17 protein-coding genes, 1 tRNA gene and 1 other annotated feature are annotated in these 20,731 nt (G+C 54.5%); of the genes, 17 read left to right on the top strand and 1 reads right to left on the bottom strand.

Going from position 1 to position 20,731, the window contains the following annotated elements; genetic code table 11:
• Positions 1–15: 15 nt before the first annotated feature.
• The 6 genes from ACK8P7_RS00810 (at position 16) to ACK8P7_RS00835 (ending at position 8,872) form a co-directional block, all read left to right on the top strand.
• Positions 16–1,845 carry an ABC transporter permease gene (locus ACK8P7_RS00810; protein ID WP_410042321.1) on the top strand — a complete coding sequence of 610 codons (1,830 nt, stop codon included), beginning with the start codon at positions 16–18 and terminating at the stop codon, positions 1,843–1,845.
• Between the two features lie 2 nt (positions 1,846–1,847).
• Positions 1,848–3,503 carry an ABC transporter ATP-binding protein gene (locus tag ACK8P7_RS00815; RefSeq protein WP_410042322.1) on the top strand — a complete coding sequence of 552 codons (1,656 nt, stop codon included), beginning with the start codon at positions 1,848–1,850 and terminating at the stop codon, positions 3,501–3,503.
• A 121-nt stretch (positions 3,504–3,624) separates the two neighbouring features.
• Positions 3,625–3,856 (top strand) — a binding site (T-box leader).
• 129 nt (positions 3,857–3,985) lie between these two features.
• Positions 3,986–5,872: a threonine--tRNA ligase gene (locus ACK8P7_RS00820; protein ID WP_410042323.1), complete on the top strand. Its 1,887-nt coding sequence runs from the start codon at positions 3,986–3,988 to the stop codon at positions 5,870–5,872.
• 13 nt (positions 5,873–5,885) lie between these two features.
• Positions 5,886–6,560 (top strand): trimeric intracellular cation channel family protein, encoded by a 675-nt coding sequence (locus ACK8P7_RS00825; RefSeq protein ID WP_410042324.1) that lies wholly within the window; start codon positions 5,886–5,888, stop codon positions 6,558–6,560.
• A 116-nt stretch (positions 6,561–6,676) separates the two neighbouring features.
• The gene (locus ACK8P7_RS00830) at positions 6,677–7,531 is read left to right on the top strand and encodes an SDR family NAD(P)-dependent oxidoreductase (protein WP_410042325.1); all 855 of its coding nucleotides are present in this window, start codon (positions 6,677–6,679) and stop codon (positions 7,529–7,531) included.
• 261 nt (positions 7,532–7,792) lie between these two features.
• Positions 7,793–8,872: a C40 family peptidase gene (locus ACK8P7_RS00835; protein ID WP_410042326.1), complete on the top strand. Its 1,080-nt coding sequence runs from the start codon at positions 7,793–7,795 to the stop codon at positions 8,870–8,872.
• A gap of 166 nt (positions 8,873–9,038) precedes the next feature.
• Here ACK8P7_RS00835 and hpf read toward each other — a convergent pair whose 3' ends face one another.
• Complete coding sequence (gene hpf / locus ACK8P7_RS00840; RefSeq protein ID WP_410042327.1) at positions 9,039–9,569, bottom strand: ribosome hibernation-promoting factor, HPF/YfiA family; 531 nt, start codon at positions 9,567–9,569, stop codon at positions 9,039–9,041.
• 338 nt (positions 9,570–9,907) lie between these two features.
• On the opposite strand from hpf, the gene secA reads away from it, so the two are divergent.
• The 11 genes from secA to ACK8P7_RS00895 all read left to right on the top strand — a co-directional run bounded on the left by secA (position 9,908) and on the right by ACK8P7_RS00895 (position 20,568).
• Positions 9,908–12,565, top strand: a complete 2,658-nt coding sequence (secA, locus tag ACK8P7_RS00845; RefSeq protein ID WP_410042328.1) for a preprotein translocase subunit SecA — start codon at positions 9,908–9,910, stop codon at positions 12,563–12,565.
• A gap of 173 nt (positions 12,566–12,738) precedes the next feature.
• Positions 12,739–13,875 carry a peptide chain release factor 2 gene (gene prfB / locus ACK8P7_RS00850; protein ID WP_410042598.1) on the top strand — a complete coding sequence of 379 codons (1,137 nt, stop codon included), beginning with the start codon at positions 12,739–12,741 and terminating at the stop codon, positions 13,873–13,875.
• Between the two features lie 62 nt (positions 13,876–13,937).
• Positions 13,938–14,393 (top strand): ACT domain-containing protein, encoded by a 456-nt coding sequence (locus ACK8P7_RS00855; protein WP_410042329.1) that lies wholly within the window; start codon positions 13,938–13,940, stop codon positions 14,391–14,393.
• Positions 14,394–14,476: 83 nt separating this feature from the next.
• The gene (locus ACK8P7_RS00860; RefSeq protein WP_410042330.1) at positions 14,477–15,724 is read left to right on the top strand and encodes a homoserine dehydrogenase; all 1,248 of its coding nucleotides are present in this window, start codon (positions 14,477–14,479) and stop codon (positions 15,722–15,724) included.
• Entirely contained in the window at positions 15,724–16,140 is a 417-nt protein-coding gene (gene tsaE, locus ACK8P7_RS00865; protein ID WP_410042331.1) for a tRNA (adenosine(37)-N6)-threonylcarbamoyltransferase complex ATPase subunit type 1 TsaE, read from the top strand. The genes ACK8P7_RS00860 and tsaE overlap by 1 nt, the downstream gene beginning before the upstream one ends.
• Positions 16,141–16,155: 15 nt before the next feature.
• Positions 16,156–16,980 carry a tRNA (adenosine(37)-N6)-threonylcarbamoyltransferase complex dimerization subunit type 1 TsaB gene (gene tsaB / locus ACK8P7_RS00870; RefSeq protein ID WP_410042332.1) on the top strand — a complete coding sequence of 275 codons (825 nt, stop codon included), beginning with the start codon at positions 16,156–16,158 and terminating at the stop codon, positions 16,978–16,980.
• A 111-nt stretch (positions 16,981–17,091) separates the two neighbouring features.
• Positions 17,092–17,538, top strand: a complete 447-nt coding sequence (rimI, locus tag ACK8P7_RS00875) for a ribosomal protein S18-alanine N-acetyltransferase (RefSeq protein ID WP_410042333.1) — start codon at positions 17,092–17,094, stop codon at positions 17,536–17,538.
• Positions 17,539–17,542: 4 nt separating this feature from the next.
• Positions 17,543–18,463 carry a ribonuclease Z gene (locus ACK8P7_RS00880; protein ID WP_410042334.1) on the top strand — a complete coding sequence of 307 codons (921 nt, stop codon included), beginning with the start codon at positions 17,543–17,545 and terminating at the stop codon, positions 18,461–18,463.
• Between the two features lie 2 nt (positions 18,464–18,465).
• Positions 18,466–19,485: a tRNA (adenosine(37)-N6)-threonylcarbamoyltransferase complex transferase subunit TsaD gene (tsaD, locus tag ACK8P7_RS00885; protein WP_410042335.1), complete on the top strand. Its 1,020-nt coding sequence runs from the start codon at positions 18,466–18,468 to the stop codon at positions 19,483–19,485.
• Positions 19,486–19,633: 148 nt separating this feature from the next.
• On the top strand, positions 19,634–20,425 hold the full coding sequence (gene ispD / locus ACK8P7_RS00890) for a 2-C-methyl-D-erythritol 4-phosphate cytidylyltransferase (RefSeq protein ID WP_410042336.1): 792 nt from the start codon (positions 19,634–19,636) through the stop codon (positions 20,423–20,425).
• 57 nt (positions 20,426–20,482) lie between these two features.
• Positions 20,483–20,568: transfer RNA gene (locus ACK8P7_RS00895), tRNA-Ser, on the top strand.
• The last annotated feature ends 163 nt before the right edge of the window (positions 20,569–20,731 follow it).

A 20,731-nucleotide genomic window follows, 5' to 3' on the forward strand; every position in this document is an offset into this window, starting at 1 on the left:
CGGAGGAATTCATCTATGGAAACGACTGCATCCGGTACACGTGATACGAAAGCCATACTCCGTAATAAGATCGTCACCTTCTTTTCGAAGCCGCAGAACATCATCCTGCTCGTCTTCGGTATCGTGCTCACCTTCAGTACGGTAGCCCCGATCGTCGCTATCGTCCGTGACACCTTCCAGATCCATCCGGGCACCATCGACGCACATCTCACCGGAAAGGCCTCCGGCTACAGCGTCGTGAACTATGTCGATCTTTTTACGAGCCGTCTTGCAATGACCAATCTCTGGAAACCACTCATCAATACCGTGATTCTCTCGGTCATGACCTGTGTGATTTCCATCCTGTATGGTGGTTTTTTCGCCTTCCTGGTGACGAGAACCAACATGCGCTTCAAAAAGTATTTAAGCTCGATTTTCATTTTTCCGTACATCATGCCACAGTGGACTCTCGCCGTCGTATGGCAGCATATGTTTAATTCCAATGCTGTCTGCGGTACGTCCGATGGCCTCCTCGCATCACTGTTCGGCATCTGTATGCCGAAGTGGTTCTGTCTGGGCACTTTCCCGAGTGCCATGGTACTCGGTCTTCACTATGCACCGTTCGCCTACATCCTGATCGGCGGTATCTTTAAAAACATGGATGCGAACCTCGAGGAGGCAGCGACCATCCTCGATACCCCGAAGTGGAAGATCATGCTGCGCGTGACGCTGCCGATGATCCGGCCGGCGATCCTCAGTACGATCCTGCTCGTCTTCGGATCCGCGATGGGCTCCTATCCGGTGCCGCATTACCTCGGCCTCACGACCCTGTCGACGAAGTACATCTCGCTGAACTCGAAGTACACCGGTGAAGCCAGCATCCTCGCGATCATCATGATGCTCTTCGGCGTCCTGATCCTGGGTCTCAATCAAACCTCCGTCACCGGTCGCGCGAACTACACGACCGTCACCGGCAAGTCCGGGCAGCTCAGTAAGATCAACCTCGGAAAAGCCGGAAAGTACATCATGGGCGTGGTCTTCATCCTGCTGACCTTCTTCACCTCCATCTGGCCGATCCTTCTTTTCGCGCTGGAGACCTTTCTGCCGAACCCGGGCGATTACAGCTTCCTGTACACGCACGATACCTCAAACCTCACCACGAAGTGGTGGCTGACGCATGAAAATGTCAGTGAGAATGGTATGTATGGCCAGCACGGTATCCTCTATAATCCGACCATCTGGCACGCCTTCAAGGGTACCCTGTTCCTCGCCATCGTCTGCGCACTCATCGCCGGTACGATCGGCACCCTGATCGGCTACGCCGTATCGAAGAACCGTCGCTCGAAGTGGGCGAACTACGTGAACAACGTCGCCTTCCTGCCGTACCTGATGCCATCCATCGCGGTCGGCGCTGCGTTCTTCATCCTTTTCAGTAATCAGCACGTGAACCTGTTCAACACCTACACCCTGCTGATCATCGCGGGTGTCGTCAAGTACATCCCGTTCGCCTCCAGAAACTCCCTGAACTCGATGCTGCAGCTCTCCGGTGAGATCGAAGAGGCCGCCATCATTCAGGATATCCCGTGGCATAAGCGGATGCTGAACATCATCATCCCGATTCAGAAGAGCTCCATCATCAGCGGCTATACCCTGCCGTTCATGACCTGCCTTCGTGAGCTGTCCCTGTTCCTGCTTCTCTGCACCCAGGGCTTCATCCTCTCCACGACACTGGATTACTTCGATGAGATGGGTCTGTACGCCTTCTCCAGTGCGATCAACCTGATCCTCATCATGACGATTCTTCTGTTTAACACCCTCGTCAATGTCCTGACGGGAGCAAGCCTTGATAACGGAATAGGAGGTTAAGTATGCCGTCCATCACATTAACACACATCACCAAACGCTGGAAAAACTATTTCGGTGTCGATGACCTCAGTCTCGATATCCCGGACAATGCCTTCGTCACGCTGCTGGGGCCTTCCGGCTGTGGAAAAACCACCATCCTTCGTATGATTGCGGGCCTCGAGACGCCGACCGAAGGGCAGATCAAAATCGGCGACCGCGTCGTCTTCGATTCGGATAAGGGAATCAATGTTCCGGCCAATAAACGAAAGGTCGGCTTCCTCTTCCAGAACTATGCACTCTGGCCGAACATGACCGTGTATCAGAACATCTCCTTCGGTCTTAAAAACATCAAAGAAGAGCTGCCGCGGATCGACGTAAAGGCGAAGGTCAGCTCCGATCTCATGCATGCGCTGAAGAGTGGAAAGAAGGTAAAGGACCAGATCGAGGACTGCCGCGATAAGAACGGAAAGCTCGATACCGAAAAGGCCTACGTGAAGCTCATCGACACCTTCAACCTCTCCATCATGAGCGCGAAGGAGCTCTTCAACCTGAAGATTCATGAGGCGGCGGATCCGCAGCAGGCGGCCGACGCGGCACGTGCCGGCTATGAGAAGACTCTTGCGGAGATCAATGCAGGCTATGCGGCGAAGGGGCAGACCCTCGACGAGCATTTCCACGTCACACAGAACGGCACCGCGATCATGGAGGTCCGGAAATTAACGGACGAAGAGATCGACAGCCGTGTACGTCAGGTTTCCCGTGTCGTCAAGATCGGTATGTTCATGGACCGTTATCCGGCAGAGCTTTCCGGCGGTCAGCAGCAGCGTGTCGCCATCGCCCGTACCCTCGCACCGGAGCCACAGGTGCTCTTCATGGATGAGCCGCTCAGTAACCTCGATGCGAAGCTTCGTCTCGAGATGCGCTACGAGCTGCAGCGTCTTCACCTGGAGACCGGATCGACCTTCGTCTACGTCACCCATGATCAGATGGAAGCGATGACCCTCGCGACGAAGATCTGCCTCATCAACAACGGTGTCCTCCAGCAGTACGACGCACCGCTCGAGGTCTACAACCGCCCGACGAATCTCTTCGCGGCCGATTTCGTCGGCAACCCGTCCATCAACTTCGTAGAAGCCACGGGTGAGCAAAGTGCAGACGGCAGCGTCGCCCTCGAGATCTTCCATGGCATCCATGCACGCTTCATCCCGAACGAAGCGCTCGAACTTCCGACCTGGTTCACACAGCGGGATGCAGATGCTGCCGCGAAGAAGCAGGCAGAAATCGACCGTCTGAAGCAGAAGCACGCCGTCGAGAAGAGCAACAAGGATGAGGTCTTCAAGTACCATATCGAAAAGGTCATCGAAGAGGACAGCTCCATCCTCGAGGATCCGGTCCTCACAAACCGTGACCTCGTGCTGGGTATCCGTCCGGAGGCCATCGACATCGAGCCGGAGGGTGCGCTCCAGACCACGATCTTCGGTGCCATGCCGACCGGTATGGAATCGACGCTCAAGCTCTGTGTGCAGGATGACTATCTTCTGACCGGTGTGATCTTCGGAAACAATGCCTACAGGATCGGCGAGCAGGCCGGCATCGACATCCACGGCAGCCACATCCTGCTGTTCGACCGTCAGTCTGGAAAGTGCATCGCCGACGGTCGTCTGGAAATCGAGAAATAAGGGACTCTGTACCTGGCAGGGGCACCCGGAGGGACGTGTAACACATGTGTATGCAAAATCCCGGACAGCCCCTTGACAAAGCGATCCGCCGAACCTACAATGGCTGTGTCAATTGAATAGACAGAAATCGTTGAAGAGGACAGTAATATTTGATTTCGGATGCAGAGAAACGCCGGTTGCTGCGAGGCGTCGAGGAAATAAATATGAACACCACCTCGGAGAGGTCCTTAATCGGACCCGTTGACTACGTTACCGTCGAAAGAGTGGTCATCTGTGCAGGTGCAGAAGCATTCGCCCACAGGATATGTGGAAGATGACAATTTGGGTGGAACCGCGAATCTATCGTCCCAATCAGTTCGAAAGAGCTGATTGGGGCATTTTTGTTTAAGGCAGAGATTCGCTGTGTGGCACTGGACCGGTTGTCCAGACACGAAATCAGCCGACCCAAAGGGCTGGTTTTGAAACATTCAAAGGAGAAACAAATGGAAAAGGAAGAGTTATTACAGGTGTATCGTCATTCCCTCGCACACATCCTCGCAAAGGCAGTGATCGAGATCTATGGTAAGGAAGTACAGTACGGCATCGGACCTCAGATCGAGGACGGCTGCTACTATGACTTCGTTCTGCCGGAGGGCAAGAGCATTGGTGAAGAGGACTTCAAGGCCATCGAGAACAAGATGCGTGAGATCATCAAGCGTCGTGAGCCGTGGACACGGAAGGAAGTTTCGAAGGCCGAGGCGAAGGAGATCTTCAAGGATCAGAAGTTTAAGCTCGAGCTGATCGAGGAGCTTCCAGAGGACGAGACCATCTCTGTTTACTATACCGGTGATGATTATGTCGATCTCTGCCGTGGACCGCACGTAGAGAATTCACAGGAGCTGATGAGCGCGGCTTATCAGATTCACAGCTGTTCCGCAGCATACTGGAGAGGCGACGAGAAGCGTGACCACATGCAGCGTGTCTATGTGTATGCATTCCCGACGAAGGATGAGCTGAAGCAGCACGTAAAGATGATCGAGGAGGCGCGTGAGCGTGACCACAAGAAGATCGGTGCGCAGCTTGAGCTCTTCATGTTCAACGAGACTGCTCCAGGTATGCCATACTGGCTGCCACGTGGATGGCAGATGTACCAGGCACTGCTTCAGTACAGCCGTGAGGTACAGCGCCGCCATGGCTACACCGAGATCGCAGCGCCGCTCGTAAACAACAAGCGTCTCTGGCTCGTTTCCGGTCACTGGGCACATTATCTCAACAACATGTTCATCGTTCCGGGTATCGACGGCTACACCACGGCAGACGCGGATATCGAGAACGTGGTCGAGGATTATAAGGATGCGGCAGCCGAGAAGAAGGTAGCGAAGATCCAGGCCGGTTCTGTCATTTACAACCGTGAGAACATCGACACCATGGCAGCGAAGCCGATGAACTGCCCGAACGCGATGCTCACCTTCAAGCGTAAGCTTCGTTCCTATAAGGAGCTCCCGATCCGTTACTCTGAGTACGATGTGCTGCACCGTAAGGAGAAGTCCGGTCAGATGAACGGTCTCTTCCGTGTACAGGAGTTCCGTCAGGATGATGACCATACCTTCGTGATGGAGTCCCAGATCAAGGATGAGATCGCGGATGTTATCTCTATCGCAGACGAGATCTACAAGACCTTCGGTGTCACCTACCGTGCAGAGCTCTCCACCAGACCGGATGATTTCATGGGTGATATCGACGTCTGGAATCGTGCAGAGGCATCCCTCAAGTCCATCCTCGACGAGAAGTATGGCGAGGGCGGCTACGAGATCAATGAAGGCGACGGCGCATTCTATGGCCCGAAGATCGACCTTCAGATCAAGGATGCACTCGGTCGTGAGTGGCAGTGTGGTACGGTTCAGCTCGACTTCCAGCTTCCGCACAACTTCGGCCTGAACTACACCGCAGAGGACGGCACACAGCAGATGCCGGTCGTTATCCACCGTGCGATCTACGGTTCCCTCGAGCGTTTCATCGGTATCATCATCGAGAACTTCAAGGGGAACTTCCCGTTCTGGCTGAATCCGTATCAGGTAGCCCTCGTTCCGATCCGTGAGGAGCACAACGCCTATGCGAAGAAGGTAGAGGAGGCTCTGCTGAACGCAGGCATCCGTGTCGAGGCAGACTACAGCGATAAGAACATGAAGACGAAGATCAAGGGCTTCAAGAACTACAAGGATCCGTACATCCTCGTACTCGGTGATCACGAGGCAGAGGAGACCACCGTATCCATCAACGTACGTGGTTCCAACAAGCAGATCCAGAACGTTCCGCTCGACAAGTTCGTCGCTTTCTGCCAGAAGCTGAACAGAGAGCACACCCTCGAGCTTCCGGACGAGATCGACTGAAGCTGAGATAGCTATGGGCTTTGATGATGTGATTTTTATTCTTGAAATGGTCGGTACGGTGGCCTTTGCGATTTCCGGTGTCATGGTCGCAAAGGATCGGAAGATGGACATCTTCGGTGCCATCGTACTCGGCTGTGCGACGGCCGTCGGCGGCGGTATGATCCGTGACCTCATCCTCGGCGAGATCCCGCCGGCGATGTTCACGAAGCCGGTCTATGTGACCGTCGCCTTCATCACCTGCGTCGTCGACTTCATCTTCGAGCGCAGCCAGACCACCGGGAACTATATGGATAAGATCGACCGGAACCGGATCCGCTCAAACTTCATCCTGAACGTCGCCGATTCTGTCGGCCTCGCCGCGTTCGTCGTCGTCGGCTGTCGTACGGCGGTCAATGCAGGCTACGGTGCAAATATGTTCCTCGCCTGCTTCGTCGGCGTCCTCACCGGCATCGGTGGTGGCATCCTCCGCGATATCTTCGCCGGGCAGATGCCGCTCATCATGCGGAAGCGAGTCTATGGCATCGCGGCCATCGTCGGAGCGATCGTCTACTGCGGCCTGTCCGTCATCGCCCGCCCGGCGGGTGCCTTCGGAAGCACGATGATCGCCGCGGTAGTCAGCATGATCGTGACGGTCCTGATCCGCTTCCTCGCGATCTACTTCCACTGGAATCTGCCGTCCTTCAGATAATGAACGAGGCTACAGTATCCGGAATTGAAAACACAGCACAATCGCAGGATGGACGTCCTGCGGCAGGACAGAAAGCGGCTGCACATCGTGCAGCCGCTTTTTTCGGAAAGGAAATTATGAAAACAGCGATTATTACAGGTGCCTCCCGCGGCGTGGGAAGAGCAGTGGCAGAGACATTGGCCCGCGACGGCTGGCGGCTCATCCTGAACTGCCGCTCTCGCTTCGACCTCCTGGAGCAGGTGGCGGAGAGGCTCCGCGGCGTGACGGAGGTGCATACCGTGCATGGCCCGATCACAGGCGAGGTCCTCGCCGCACTGCTCGGGACACCAGGCACGAAACCCCTTCCGATCCTTACGGAAGAGGATCTTGATGGGACGCAGCCTGAATCCTGTGCTGCCTGCGAAGAGCAGAGCGATCTCGTCATATCGCACGGTCCGCAGGATGCACTTACACGACGCACGCGGATCGAGACCCCGGAGGACGCCCTCCTCCTCGTGAACAACGCCGGCATCTCGACCTTCAACCTCGCCCAGGACGTCTCGGATGACGAGCTCGAGGAGATGCTCGATGCCAACGTGAAGGACATGTTCCGCCTCACCCGCGCCGTGATTCCGTATCTGCTGCGCGCCTCCGAGGGCCGTATCCTCAACATGAGCTCTGTCTGGGGTGTGGTCGGCGCCTCCATGGAGTCGGTCTACAGCCTCACGAAGGGCGCGGTCAATGCCTTCACCGAGGCGCTGGGGAAGGAGCTTGCACCGAACCATATCCCGGTCAATGCCATCGCCATCGGCTGTGTCGATACGGACATGAACGGCTGGATGAGCGCGGAGGACCGGGCACAGCTCGAGGACGAGATCCCCTACGGTCGTATGTGCACAGCGGCAGAGGTCGCGGACCTCGTGCGTCTCCTCGCCGCCGCCCCGGCCTACCTCACCGGCCAGATCATCCGCTTCGACGGCGGCTGGATCTGAGATTTGAAATACTGTTCAGACAGTGGGGACCCGAAGGAACGCTTATAGGCCTTCTGCATCGTAAGCAAATTGTAATATAATTTGTAAGGAAAGATCGCGGCGTTTGTGCTAAAGTTAAGATGTTTGAGATCTTCGAAACAGAGTTTGCAACGCCGCTTTTTTGCGGCTTTTTTCAGAGACATCTTCGTTTTAGGCCGGGGACCGCTCCGGCGATCCGGCGGATCAGATAAAAGTATGGGAGAAACCGTGAATAGACCCAGTATGAATCATCTTATGCATCCTATGACACAGGAAACCGGTGTGCGTCTGCCTGCCGCTTCTTCGTATGCCCCGAAGCGTCGTACGCGGAGGCTCGCGCTGAAGCTGGCCCTGCTTCTCATGTTCAGCCTGACGACCACCTCGACCGCACTGGCGGACGAGGTCCTGATCGGCATCGGCGACGGCCCGGTATCGGACGAGGAGCTCGGCATCTCCGACCAGGATCTGGCCGCGGCGACGGACGGTTCCATGATTCCGGAGTATAAAATCTCGGAGATTCACGAGACCAGTGCCAATGTCGTCAGCGAGCAGTATACCGTGGCGCAGGACTCGACGGCAGCCGAAACGATCCAGGAAGCTGCGGTTTCGACGGAGGGAAAGGAAACCCTGCTGGAAATCGTGGATTCGGTCGATGATTTCGCCGTTTTTAAGAAGAACACGCAGAGTGCCTCTTCCACTCCACAGAAGAGCACGGTCAGTGCAGCCGCGAATATCCTCACGAATGTCGGCACCAGCGGCGTGAGCACAGCTGCCGGAAACATCATCCAGGCCGCCGGCGATGCCATCAGTGGTACACGAAGCAGCAGCGCTTCTGAAACGAAGAGTGATGCAGCCGTAACAAACGCAGGCACGAGCATTTTAAGTCGTAGTAATGTCATCGAGGCCGGTACCTCCATCGTAAAGTCGATCAGCAGCAGTCTTCCGGTCATCGCGACGACGGCTTCTCGTCAGGCACTGATCCAGTACGCGAAGCAGTTCCTCGGGAATCCGTATGTCTATGGCGGCACTTCCCTCACGGATGGCGCTGACTGCTCCGGCTTCGTACAGCAGATTTTCAAGCACTTCGGCATCACGACAGGGCGCAGCTCCCGTGATCAGTATGCGAATGCACAGTCCATCAGCTTCGAGCAGCTCCAGCCGGGCGACCTCGTATTCTACGCATCGGGTGATTACATCAACCACGTCGCGATCTATGCCGGCGATGGCGTCATCATCCATGCAGCGAATGCACGTACCGGCATCTGCACCGGACGCTACGATTACCGTACGCCGGTCGGCTATGGACGTTTCATCCAGAACTGATATCCGAAATAAATGAAGAACCCCTTAAGCGAAACAGCTTAAGGGGTTCTTCGTTTTATGGAGTCCATATGACAAATGGATGATCAGCATCACGATCTAACGTACGCTGGATACCACTCGATGGAATTTACTATTTTATATGGAGGCCTGCCGGCCTCTCCGGGGATCAGTACTCCGGCTCGATCAGGCCATAGTTGCCGCTCTTTCTCTTATAAACGACGGCAATGTTTCCGGTATCGCCGTTCTGGAATACGAAGAAGGTATGGCCGACCAGCTCCATCTGGAGGCAAGCCTCTTCCGGGGTCATCGGCTTCAGGTTGAAGTGCTTTGTACGCTCGATCTGGATTTCATCCTCACCGAGCTCATCCTCCAGCTCCTCTGCGAAGGCGTCGGAGAAATCAGCAGCCTGCTGACGATTGATCAGCTTCGTGCGGTACTTACGGATCTGACGTTCGATGACGTCTACAACCATATCGAGGGACTGGAACTTATCCGGTGTGATCTCCTCAGCACGGATGACACCGTCCTTTACCGGGATGGTCACCTCGACCCTATACTTGTTTTTCTCAGTGGAGAGAGTGACGTTGCAGATGGTGTCTTCCTTGAAGAACTTCGATAACTTGCCCAGCTTCCGATCGATCTGGTCCTTCATGCCGTCAGATACAGTAACATTTCTTCCTGTGATGTTAAACTTCATAAAATCACGCTCCCTTAAAAAGATTTCCTGATGTGGGTCATTCAGGATATATATATTATATCATATATAGAGGAAATTTCTACAACGTAATGGATATGTAAAATATAATCCGTCGCTGTTCAAACGTCGTTAAGTCAAGGCGTGGCCCGGCTGCCGTCCGCCGAGCCACGAGTGAACAGTAATGAAATATATGAATTAAATGTTAACAATCAAAAGCTTTCTTGAATAAAAAAGTGTTTAGTGATAAGATTTCAGAGTTATAGCCATAAGTAGAACGAAAAGTGTAGGCAGATGTATCGTATCGCTGTGTACACTTGCGATAAGGAGTACTAGAGCAAATGAGTTTTTTTGAGAAGGTTTTCGGTACCCATTCCGATCATGAACTGAAGCGGATCGATCCGATCATTGAGAAGATCCTTTCTTATGATGAGACCATGTCTGCCATGTCAGATGAAGAGTTAAAGGCGCAGACCCCGAAGTTTAAGGAGCGTCTGGCGCAGGGAGAGAGTCTGGATCAGATTCTTCCGGAGGCCTATGCGACAGTACGTGAGGCCGCATGGCGTGTCAATAAGATGAAGCACTTCCCGGTACAGCTGATCGGTGGTGTCGTTCTTCACCAGGGCCGTATCGCCGAGATGAGAACCGGTGAAGGTAAGACCCTCGTATCCACCTGTCCGGCCTATCTGAATGCGCTGGAGGGAAAGGGTGTTCATATCGTCACCGTCAACGACTACCTCGCGAAGCGAGATGCGGAGTGGATGGGACGTATCCACGAGTTCCTCGGATTAAGTGTAGGTGTGGTTCTGAACTCCATGACCACCGAGGAGCGTCAGGCAGCCTATAACTGTGATATCACCTATGTCACGAATAACGAGCTCGGTTTCGACTACCTCCGTGATAACATGGCAGTGTATAAGAACCAGCAGGTACTTCGTGGCCTTCACTACTGTATCATCGATGAGGTCGACTCCGTCCTGATCGATGAAGCACGTACACCGCTGATCATCTCTGGTCAGTCCGGAAAGTCCACGAAGCTCTATGAGGTCTGTGATGTGCTGGCCCGTCAGCTTCAGCGTGGTGAGGAGTCCGCAGAGTTCAGTAAGCTCGACGCGATCCTCGGTGAGGAGATCGAGGAAACCGGTGACTTCATCGTCAACGAGAAGGAGAAGACCGTCAACCTCACCCAGCAGGGTGTCCATAAGGTTGAGCAGTTCTTCCATATCCAGAACCTCGCAGATCCGCAGAATCTGGAGATCCAGCACTGCGTGATCCTGGCGCTTCGTGCAAACAACCTCATGCACCGTGATAAGGACTACGTGGTCAAGGATGACGAGGTACTTATCGTCGACGAGTTCACCGGACGTATCATGCCGGGCCGTCGTTACAGCGATGGTCTCCATCAGGCGATCGAGGCGAAGGAGCATGTGAACGTCAAGCGTGAGTCGAAGACCCTCGCGACGATCACCTTCCAGAACTTCTTTAACAAGTTTGATAAGAAGGCCGGTATGACCGGTACCGCACAGACCGAGGAGAAGGAGTTCCGTAACATCTATTATATGGATGTCATCTGTATCCCGACCAACAAGCCGGTACAGCGTATCGACCTCGATGATGCGGTTTATAAGTCGAAGAAGGAAAAGTTCCAGGCCGTCGTGGATGAAGCGGTTCGTATCCACGAGACCGGCGCCCCGGTTCTGATCGGTACCATCAACATCGATACCTCCGAGCTCATCAGCGGCATGCTGAAGCGCCGTGGTATCAAGCACAACGTCCTGAATGCGAAGTTCCATGAGCTCGAGGCTGCCATCGTTGCAGACGCCGGTCAGCACGGTGCCGTCACCATCGCGACCAACATGGCCGGCCGTGGTACAGATATCAAGCTGGATCCGGAGGCACTGGCTGCCGGTGGTCTTCATATCATCGGTACCGAGCGCCACGAGTCGAGACGTATCGATAACCAGCTCCGTGGACGTGCCGGACGTCAGGGTGACCCGGGTCAGTCTCAGTTCTTCATCTCCCTCGAGGATGACCTGATGCGTCTCTTCGGTTCCGAGCGTCTCATGAATATGTTCGAGGCACTGGGTGTACCGGAGGGTGAGCAAATCCACCACAAGATGCTTTCCAACGCCATCGAAAAGGCACAGGAGAAGATCGAGCTGAACAACTACGGCATCCGTGAAAACCTCCTGAAGTACGACGAGGTCAACAACGAGCAGCGTGATGTCATCTATGCAGAGCGTGAGAAGGTGCTGAACGGTGACGATCTCCGTCCGACCATCATCAACTTCATTCAGGACATCATCGAGAATTATGTCGATGCGAACGTTCCAGAGGACGCCACCGCGAAGGACTGGGATCTCAGTGGTCTGAATGATACACTGATGAGCATCATCCCGCTTCCGAAGCTGCAGCTTACCGAGGAGCAGTTCAACTCGATGACGAAGAACGAGTTCAAGCAGCTCCTGAAGGAAGAGGCCATCAAGCTCTATGAGCAGAAGGAAGCCTCCTTCCCGAATCCGGAGCAGCTCCGTGAGGTAGAGCGTGTCATCCTTCTTCGTGTGATCGACCAGAAGTGGATGAACCACATCGATGATATGGATATCATCCGTGATGGTATCGGTCTTCAGGCATACGGCCAGAAGGATCCGCTCGTAGAGTATAAGATCCAGGGCTATCAGATGTTTGGCGATATGACACGTGCCATCAAGGAAGATACCGTACGCATCCTGTATCATATCCAGGTAGAGCAGAAGGTGGAGCGTGAGCAGCAGGCACAGGTTACCGGTACCAACCGTGACGACACCCTTGCGCAGGCACCGAAAAAGCGTTCCATCCGCAAGATCTATCCGAACGATCCGTGTCCGTGTGGATCCGGCAAGAAGTATAAGCAGTGCCACGGCCGTGACGAGTACCAGAAGATGATGAATCAGAAGGTATCCGAAGCACAGGCAGAGAAGGCACAGGACGAAATGCTTGATAACGCCGGCAAAAACTAAGTAAGCTTTCCTGCTCCCGCAGGGAAAGGCCGCGGATCATCATCGAATGCTTCGCGGCCTTTTATATACTTCGCTTCTCTTTCGAAGCGGACAGCACCGAACGGGTGTCCGTGCGTTTCGGAAGCAGTGCAGCAGTGACGATGTAACACATAGCATGTAAAGGAAAACAAATGATCATTGAGTTAGACCAGTACAAGTATGAGCTTGGACAGAAGGAACAGGCCCTCCGGGATCTCGGCGCTTCCCTGGACCTTGATAATAAAAAGAAGCGCATCGCCGAGCTCGACCGTATGATGGAAGAGCCGGATTTCTGGACAGATCCGGAAAAGGCCAACCAGTACTCTACCGAGGACCGTCGTCTGAAGGATGAGGTCAAAAGCTACGAAGAGCTCGCGCAGTCCTATGATGATATCGGCGCACTGATCGAGATGGCGGAAGAGGAGGAGGATCAGGATTCCGTGGCAGAGGTCAAGGAAATGCTGGATGATTTCATCGAGCGCCTCGATCAGATGTCGACGAAGCTTCTCCTTTCCGGAGAATATGACAGTATGAATGCCATCCTGCGTCTCAACGCCGGTGCCGGTGGTACCGAGTCCAACGACTGGGCCGGTATGCTGTATCGTATGTATACACGTTGGGCGGAGCGTCATGGTTTCACCCTGAAGGTGCTGGATTATCTGGAGGGTGATGAAGCCGGTATCAAGTCCGTCACCATCGAGATCGATGGCGAGTATGCCTACGGCTACCTGCGCTCCGAGGCGGGTGTTCACCGTCTGGTACGTATCTCTCCATTCAATGCACAGGCGAAGCGTCAGACCTCCTTCGTGTCCTGTGACATCATGCCAGACATCGAGACCGAGATCGACATCGAGGTGCGTCCGGAGGACATCAAGATGGAGGTATACCGTGCATCCGGTGCCGGTGGACAGCACATCAATAAGACCTCCTCGGCTGTTCGACTGATTCATATCCCGACCGGTATCGTCGTGGCCTGTCAGGAGGAGCGTTCACAGCTTCAGAACCGTAACAAGGCGATGCAGATGCTGAAGGCGAGACTGTACCTGAAGGAGAAGGAGGAGCAGGAGGCGATGCTGGCCGGTATCCGTGGCGAGGTCAAGGACAACGGCTGGGGCTCCCAGATCCGCTCCTATGTTCTGCAGCCATATCGTATGGTGAAGGATCTTCGTTCCGGTGAGCAGACCTCCAATACCGATGCGGTGCTCGATGGTGATATCGATCGCTTCATCACCGCCTACCTTAAGTGGATGCAGCTCGGCTGCCCTGATCGCCGCGTTCAAGGAGAAGACTGATTTCAGCAGCGGGTAAGCGACGAAACAGCACCACGAGCGAGAGAGAAGGACAGGTAGACACGATGAGCAGTCAATCCGATTATTTCGTTGTCCGGACCGGGGCACTGCCCGAGGTCCTGAAAAAGGTGGTCGAGGTAAAGCGTCTCCTCGAGACAGAAAAGGGCTTATCGGTGGCAGAAGCAACCGAACGCGTGAATATTTCCCGCAGTTCTTTCTATAAGTATAAAGAAGACATCTTCCCGTTTTACGATAGTTCGAAGGGGAAGACCGTCACGATCATCGTCGAGATGCGGGATGTACTCGGAAATCTGGCGAAGATCTGCTCGACGGTATCTTCGTATAATGCGAACATCCTGACCATCCATCAATCGATTCCCATCAACGGAATCGCCACCCTGACACTCTCCATCGAGGTCCGGGAGGATACGTCGGACATCAATGCGATGATCCATGAGATCGAAGCATTGCCCAATATACAATATGTCAAGATTCTTGCGCAGGAGAGCATGCCTGGCTAGGCAGTCCCTGTAAAACCACAGGCATCCATCATTTAAAACGTAGCCGAACGCTTCGGAACGTTACCAGCATGAAGGGGAAAATTATGAAAATTGCGATTTTAGGCTATGGCACCATCGGCTCCGGCGTAGCAGAGGTGCTGCGCATCAATCAGGCGCAGATCGAAAAGAAGGTCGGCGAGCCGGTCGAGCTCAAGTATGTACTGGATCTTCGTACCGACATCGGTGTCGATAATGATAAGCTGATTTCCGACTTCTCCGTCATCAAGAACGATCCGGAGATCAAGCTCGTCGTCGAGACCATGGGCGGCATTCACCCGGCCTATGAGTTTGTGAAGGCCTGCCTCGAGAAGGGGAAGCACTGTGTCACCTCCAACAAGGCACTCGTCGATGCGGTCGGCTCGAAGCTCATCAGCATCGCCCGCGAACATCACTGTAATTTCTATTTCGAGGCTTCCGTCGGTGGTGGTATCCCGGTCATCCGCACGATCTACCATAACTATGCCGGCGAGAATCTGACCGAGATCACCGGTATCATGAACGGAACCACGAACTTCATCCTTACGAAGATGCGTGAAAAGGGTGCCGACTTCGAGGAAACCCTCGTCGAGGCACAGCATCTCGGCTATGCGGAGCGTGACCCGTCCTCCGATATCGACGGCTTCGACACCTCCCGTAAAACGGCGATCCTTCTCAGTATGGCCTCCGGCAATCGCTGCCGTCATGAGGACATCTATACCGAGGGTATCCGTGCAGTTTCGAAGCTGGACTTCCTCTATGCGCGTGAACTGGGTATGACCATCAAGCTGCTCGGCTCCGTACAGCAGGTCGAGGATAAGTACTTCGCCTATGTCGTTCCGATGATGATTCCGAAGTCCGACCCGCTTTTCAGCGTCGATGGCGTTTATAACGGTATCCGTATCGTCGGAAACTGTCTCGGTACGACCATGCTCTATGGTATGGGTGCCGGCAAGATGCCGACCGCAAGTGCCGTCGTGTCTGATATCATCGCGGCCGTACGCCACCAGCATGATTTCCAGGGCATCGGCTGGACCGAGAAGATGATTCAGATCGAGCCGATGAGCTCGAACGCGTTCGCATATTTCGTTCGTGTCGAGGGCACACCGGATGCGGTGAAGAAGGAGCTCCGTGAGCTCTTCCTGGAGGACAGCTCGAAGCTGGTTCCGATCGCACTGGGCGGTCGTACCGATGAGTTCGCTTTTATCACCGATGTGATGTTTGAGGGCGACTTCCTGCAGAATGTCGCTGAGTTTGAGGAGAAGACCGGACGCCGGATCTTCCATTTCATCCGTACCGAGAAGGAAGAGGACTGATGATTTTTGAGAGTAATTCAGCGAAGGATACCTTCGCATTCGGACAGAAGCTGGGCCGCGAGGCGGTCCCGGGCGAGATCATCTGTCTCGATGGTGACCTGGGTGTAGGCAAGACCGTCTTCACCCAGGGCTTCGCCGCGGGACTCGGGATCGATGATTATGTGAATTCCCCGACCTTTAACATCGTGAAGGAGTACGAAGGCGGGCGTCTCCCGCTCTATCACTTCGATGTCTATCGTATCGGGGATCCGTCCGAGATGGAGGAGATCGGCTACGAAGACTATTTCTATGGTCAGGGCGTCAGCATCATCGAGTGGCCGGGACAGATCGAGGAGCTACTTCCGAAGGAGGCCCGCTGGGTGCGGATCCGGAAGGATCTCACGAAGGGCTTCGACTATCGACGCATCGAGTATTAAATATGGGATAACACTATGTTGATTTTAGGAATTGATTCATCCGGACACACCGCGAGCGTCGCCTTATACGCGGACGGTGTCGTCCTTTCGGAGTATGCATGCAATATCGGACTCACCCACTCTCAGACACTTTTACCTATGGTGGCTGAGATTTTTTCACGTACCGGACACACGGTCGAGGAGCTGGATGCCATCGCGGTCAGTGCCGGCCCAGGCTCTTTCACCGGTCTCCGCATCGGCGCCGCGACCGCAAAGGGACTCGCGCTCGGCTATGGTATCCCGCTCCTCGAGGTGAGCACCCTCGAGGGACTCGCGATGAATCTTCGGGATATGGATGAGGTTTATGTGCATCCGATCATGGATGCACGCCGCAGTCAGGTTTATACTGCGACATTTCTCGACGGCCAGCTGATCGGAGAGGAAGAGGCGATCGGCATCGAGGATCTCGTCACGAAAATCAATCAGATGCCGGGAAAGCACTTCTTCCTGGGAGATGCGGTTCCGGTATACCGCAGCTGCCTCGAGACACAGCTCTCTGTACCGTATCGCTTCGCCGGTCCGGGAAATCTTCTGCAGCGTGCGTCCTCTGTCGCCATGCTCGGCGCAGAGCAGCTCGCACAGGGAAAGGCCGTATCCGGAAAGGATTTTCACCTCAGCTATATCCGGAAGCCGCAGGCGGAGCGCGAGCGTGAGGCCGCCGGACTCCGGGAGTATGACATCACCCACGAGGATCCGAATCTCCTGAAAAAGACGGCAGCAGAGGATCGTCTCACCGCACGGAACTATAAGATCGACGCCGGTCCAGGCTACGAGGACGACACGGTGCCAGAGAATTTATAAGCGGACAGCCCCGGACTTGGCACATGGACATCCTGGCCCCGCAGCTCTGCGCCGTCAGCGTACTGCCGGACGCCGGGTATAACCGTTTATGAAGGACAGGAGGAAAGCTCGATGAGGGAAACTGCTTATACCATCGAAGCCATGCGGCTGGAGGATATCCCGGAGGTGCTTCCCCTCGAGCGGGAAGCCTTCGGGCAGATGGCCTGGCATGCGGTTGATTTCGAAGCGGCCATCGCCTCAAAATGCGATTTTCCGCTGGTGATTCGTACCACAGGCCTCGCAGGATATGCGGTGCTTCGGATCATCGCGCCGGAAGCCGAGATCGAAAATATATGTGTGGCGCCCGCCTGCCGACGGAGTGGTGTCGGCGAAGCGCTGATGGAGGAGATGCTGCGTCTCGCTGCAGAACGGGATGCAAAACGCATCTTTCTGGAGGTCCGGGCACACAATGAGCCTGCAAAAGCGCTGTATCGTAAGAGGGGATTCGTAGAATCCTATCGACGAAGGAACTACTATCAGGGTCCGACTGAGGATGCCATCATCATGATGAAGGAATAAAAATATGCTGGATATTTGTTTACTGGGAACCGGCGGGATGATGCCGCTTCCGAACCGATGGCTCACGAGCCTCATGCTTCGGTGTAACGGCAGCAGTATGCTGATCGACTGCGGCGAGGGCACGCAGATCGCTATGAAGGAAAAGTCATGGTCGCCGAAGCCGATCGATGTGATCTGCTTCACACACTACCATGCGGATCATATCTCCGGTCTGCCGGGCATGCTGCTTTCGATGGGGAACGCCGAGCGCACCGAGCCGCTGCATATGGTCGGACCGAAGGGTCTCCGACGCGTAGTGGATGGACTGCGCGTGGTGGCACCGGAGCTGCCGTTCGAGATCATCTATCATGAGCTTTCAGAGCCACTCGAGCAGATCGAATTCGGGCCGTTCGTACTGGATGCCTTCAAGGTGAACCATAAAATCACCTGCTATGGGTATCGCGTCAGCATCCGTCGGCTCGGAAAGTTCGACGCGGCACGCGCACAGGCGAGTCACATCCCGGTCCGCTGCTGGAACCGGCTGCAGCATGGGGAGACGGTCGAGGAAGACGGGCAGATCTATACACCAGACATGGTGATGGGGGCCGCACGTCGCGGGCTGAGCGTGACCTACTGTACGGATACCCGTCCGACGCCGATGATCACGGAGATGGCGACCAACGCCGACCTCTTTATCTGTGAGGGCATGTATGGTGAGTACGAGAAGCTCGACAACGCGAAGAAGTATAAGCACATGATGATGGTCGAGGCGGCCCGTATCGGTGCCGAAGCGAAGCCGAAGGAGATGTGGTTTACACATTATTCCCCGAGCGAGATGAAGCCGGATATCTATCGGGACGAGATCTCGAAGATCTGGCCGGTGAAGTTCGCACGGGACGGCTGGACCAAGGATCTCGTGTTCGACGAAGAGGGAGAAGATAAGTAACTATGGCAGATATTACAATCCTGGGAATCGAATCCAGCTGTGATGAGACCGCGGCAGCGGTCGTACGTAACGGCCGCGAGGTTCTTTCCAACATCATTTCATCGCAGATCGCGATTCATACCGAGTACGGCGGGGTCGTGCCGGAGATTGCTTCCCGTAAGCATCTCGAAAAGATCGACGACGTCATCGCGCTCGCGCTGAAGGAAGCACACTGTACCTTCGACGACATCGATGCCATCGCGGTAACCTATGGTCCGGGCCTCGTCGGTGCCCTGCTCGTCGGTGTAGCGGAAGCGAAGGCACTCGCCTATGCGCTGAAAAAACCGCTGATCGGTGTCCACCATATCGAGGGCCATGTCAGTGCGAACTATATCGAAAACAAGGAGCTCGAGCCTCCGTTTGCCTGTCTGATCGTATCGGGTGGTCATACCCACCTCGTCGTCGTGCAGGATTACGGAAAGTTCGAGATCGTCGGCCGCTCACGTGATGACGCAGCCGGTGAAGCCTTCGATAAGGTGGCGCGCGCCGTCGGACTCGGCTATCCGGGTGGCCCGAAGGTCGATGCAGCATCGAAAACCGGAAACCCGCAGGCCATCGCATTCCCGCGCGGCACGGTGACCGACAACCCGTACGACTTCACCTTCTCCGGCATCAAATCGAACGTCCTCAACTACATCAACAAGGCGAAAATGATGAATACAGCGATCAACGTACCGGATCTCTGCGCCTCCTTTCAGGAAGCCGTCACGGATTCACTCGTTTCGCGTGCCATCATGCTCTGTAAGGAGCGCGGCTATCAGAAGCTCGCCATCGCGGGCGGTGTCGCCTCCAACAGCCATATCCGTGCGCGGATGGAAGAGGAGTGTGCGAAAAACGGCATCCGCTTTTATCGTCCGAGCCCGGTGCTCTGTACGGACAATGCTGCCATGATCGGCTGCGCGGGTTACTACGAATACCTGCAAGGATGTCGAGACGGACTGGATCTCAATGCCTGCCCGAACCTGAAGCTCGGCGAACGGTGACAAATTGCACCAAGTGTAAACAGTCGTAAATAAGAATGATTTTAGAAATGCCTGATGCAGCTGAGCTCAGGCATTTTTTATATGCAGAAAATCTGATATGATAAGGATACATAATTCGTGAATCGTATTTTGTGATCTGGAGGTATCTATGTATAACGGAAGAAAAGTCTATGCGATCGTTCTGGCTGCCGGCAGCGGGCGTCGTATGCACAGTAAAACGAAAAAGCAGTTTATGGAAATCCTCGGCAAGCCGCTCTTCAGCTGGAGCGCATCCCGATTCGATCATCATCCTGCGGTGGATGGCATCATCCTGACCACTGGAGAAGAGGATATCCCCTATATGAAAGAGCTGACCGGTACCGACGGTGTCTGTCCGCTTCAGAAGCTCGCTGCGATCGTGGCGGGCGGAAAGGAGCGCTACAACTCCGTCTTCGAAGGACTGAAGAAAGTTGCGGAGCTCGAGAAACTGGATACGGCTTCGCCTGATACCGGGATGACATCCTCCGGCACACAGGATCCGCTCATCATGATCCATGACTGTGCACGTCCGCTGCTGACGGACGCGATCATTGACGACGCCTTACATTATGCAGAGAAGTACCATGCTGCGGTGATCGGAATGCCGGTGAAGGATACCATCAAGGTTCTCGATGCGGATCACTTCGTAAAGGAGACGCCGGAAAGAAGTTCACTATGGCTCATGCAGACACCCCAGAGCTTCGATTTCTCGCTCATCTATAAAGCATATGCAGCGATGATCCGCCAGGACGAAAGCGGACGTCTCATGATTCCGGTCACCGATGACGCGATGGTCGTCGAGTCCTTCGCGGGCCAGCGCGTCAAGATCATACCGGGCAGCTATGAAAACATCAAGGTGACCACACCAGAAGATGTAAAAATCGCAGAGCTGTACATGAGAAAAAGTTCAGAAAACGGTTGACAATCGAAGCACTTATCGATATTATATCTAAGTCGCTCGTAAAGAGCGCTCAAAAGTGCAGAGGTATCGAAGTGGTCATAACGAGGCGGTCTTGAAAACCGTTTGTCCGCAAGGGCACGTGGGTTCGAACCCCACCCTCTGCGTTTGAAATTATTATCAAAAAGATTTCAAAAAAGCTCTTGACAATCGAATGATAGTTTGCTAATATAAACAAGCTGTCGCGAGACGAGAGCACAACGAACCTTGAAAATCAAAGATCGATTAATACACAGACCCTGAAGATTCTAAAGAATTTTCAGAGACCAG

The organism is Oribacterium sp. P9, from assembly GCF_046365365.1.
Classification (GTDB): domain Bacteria; phylum Bacillota; class Clostridia; order Lachnospirales; family Lachnospiraceae; genus Oribacterium.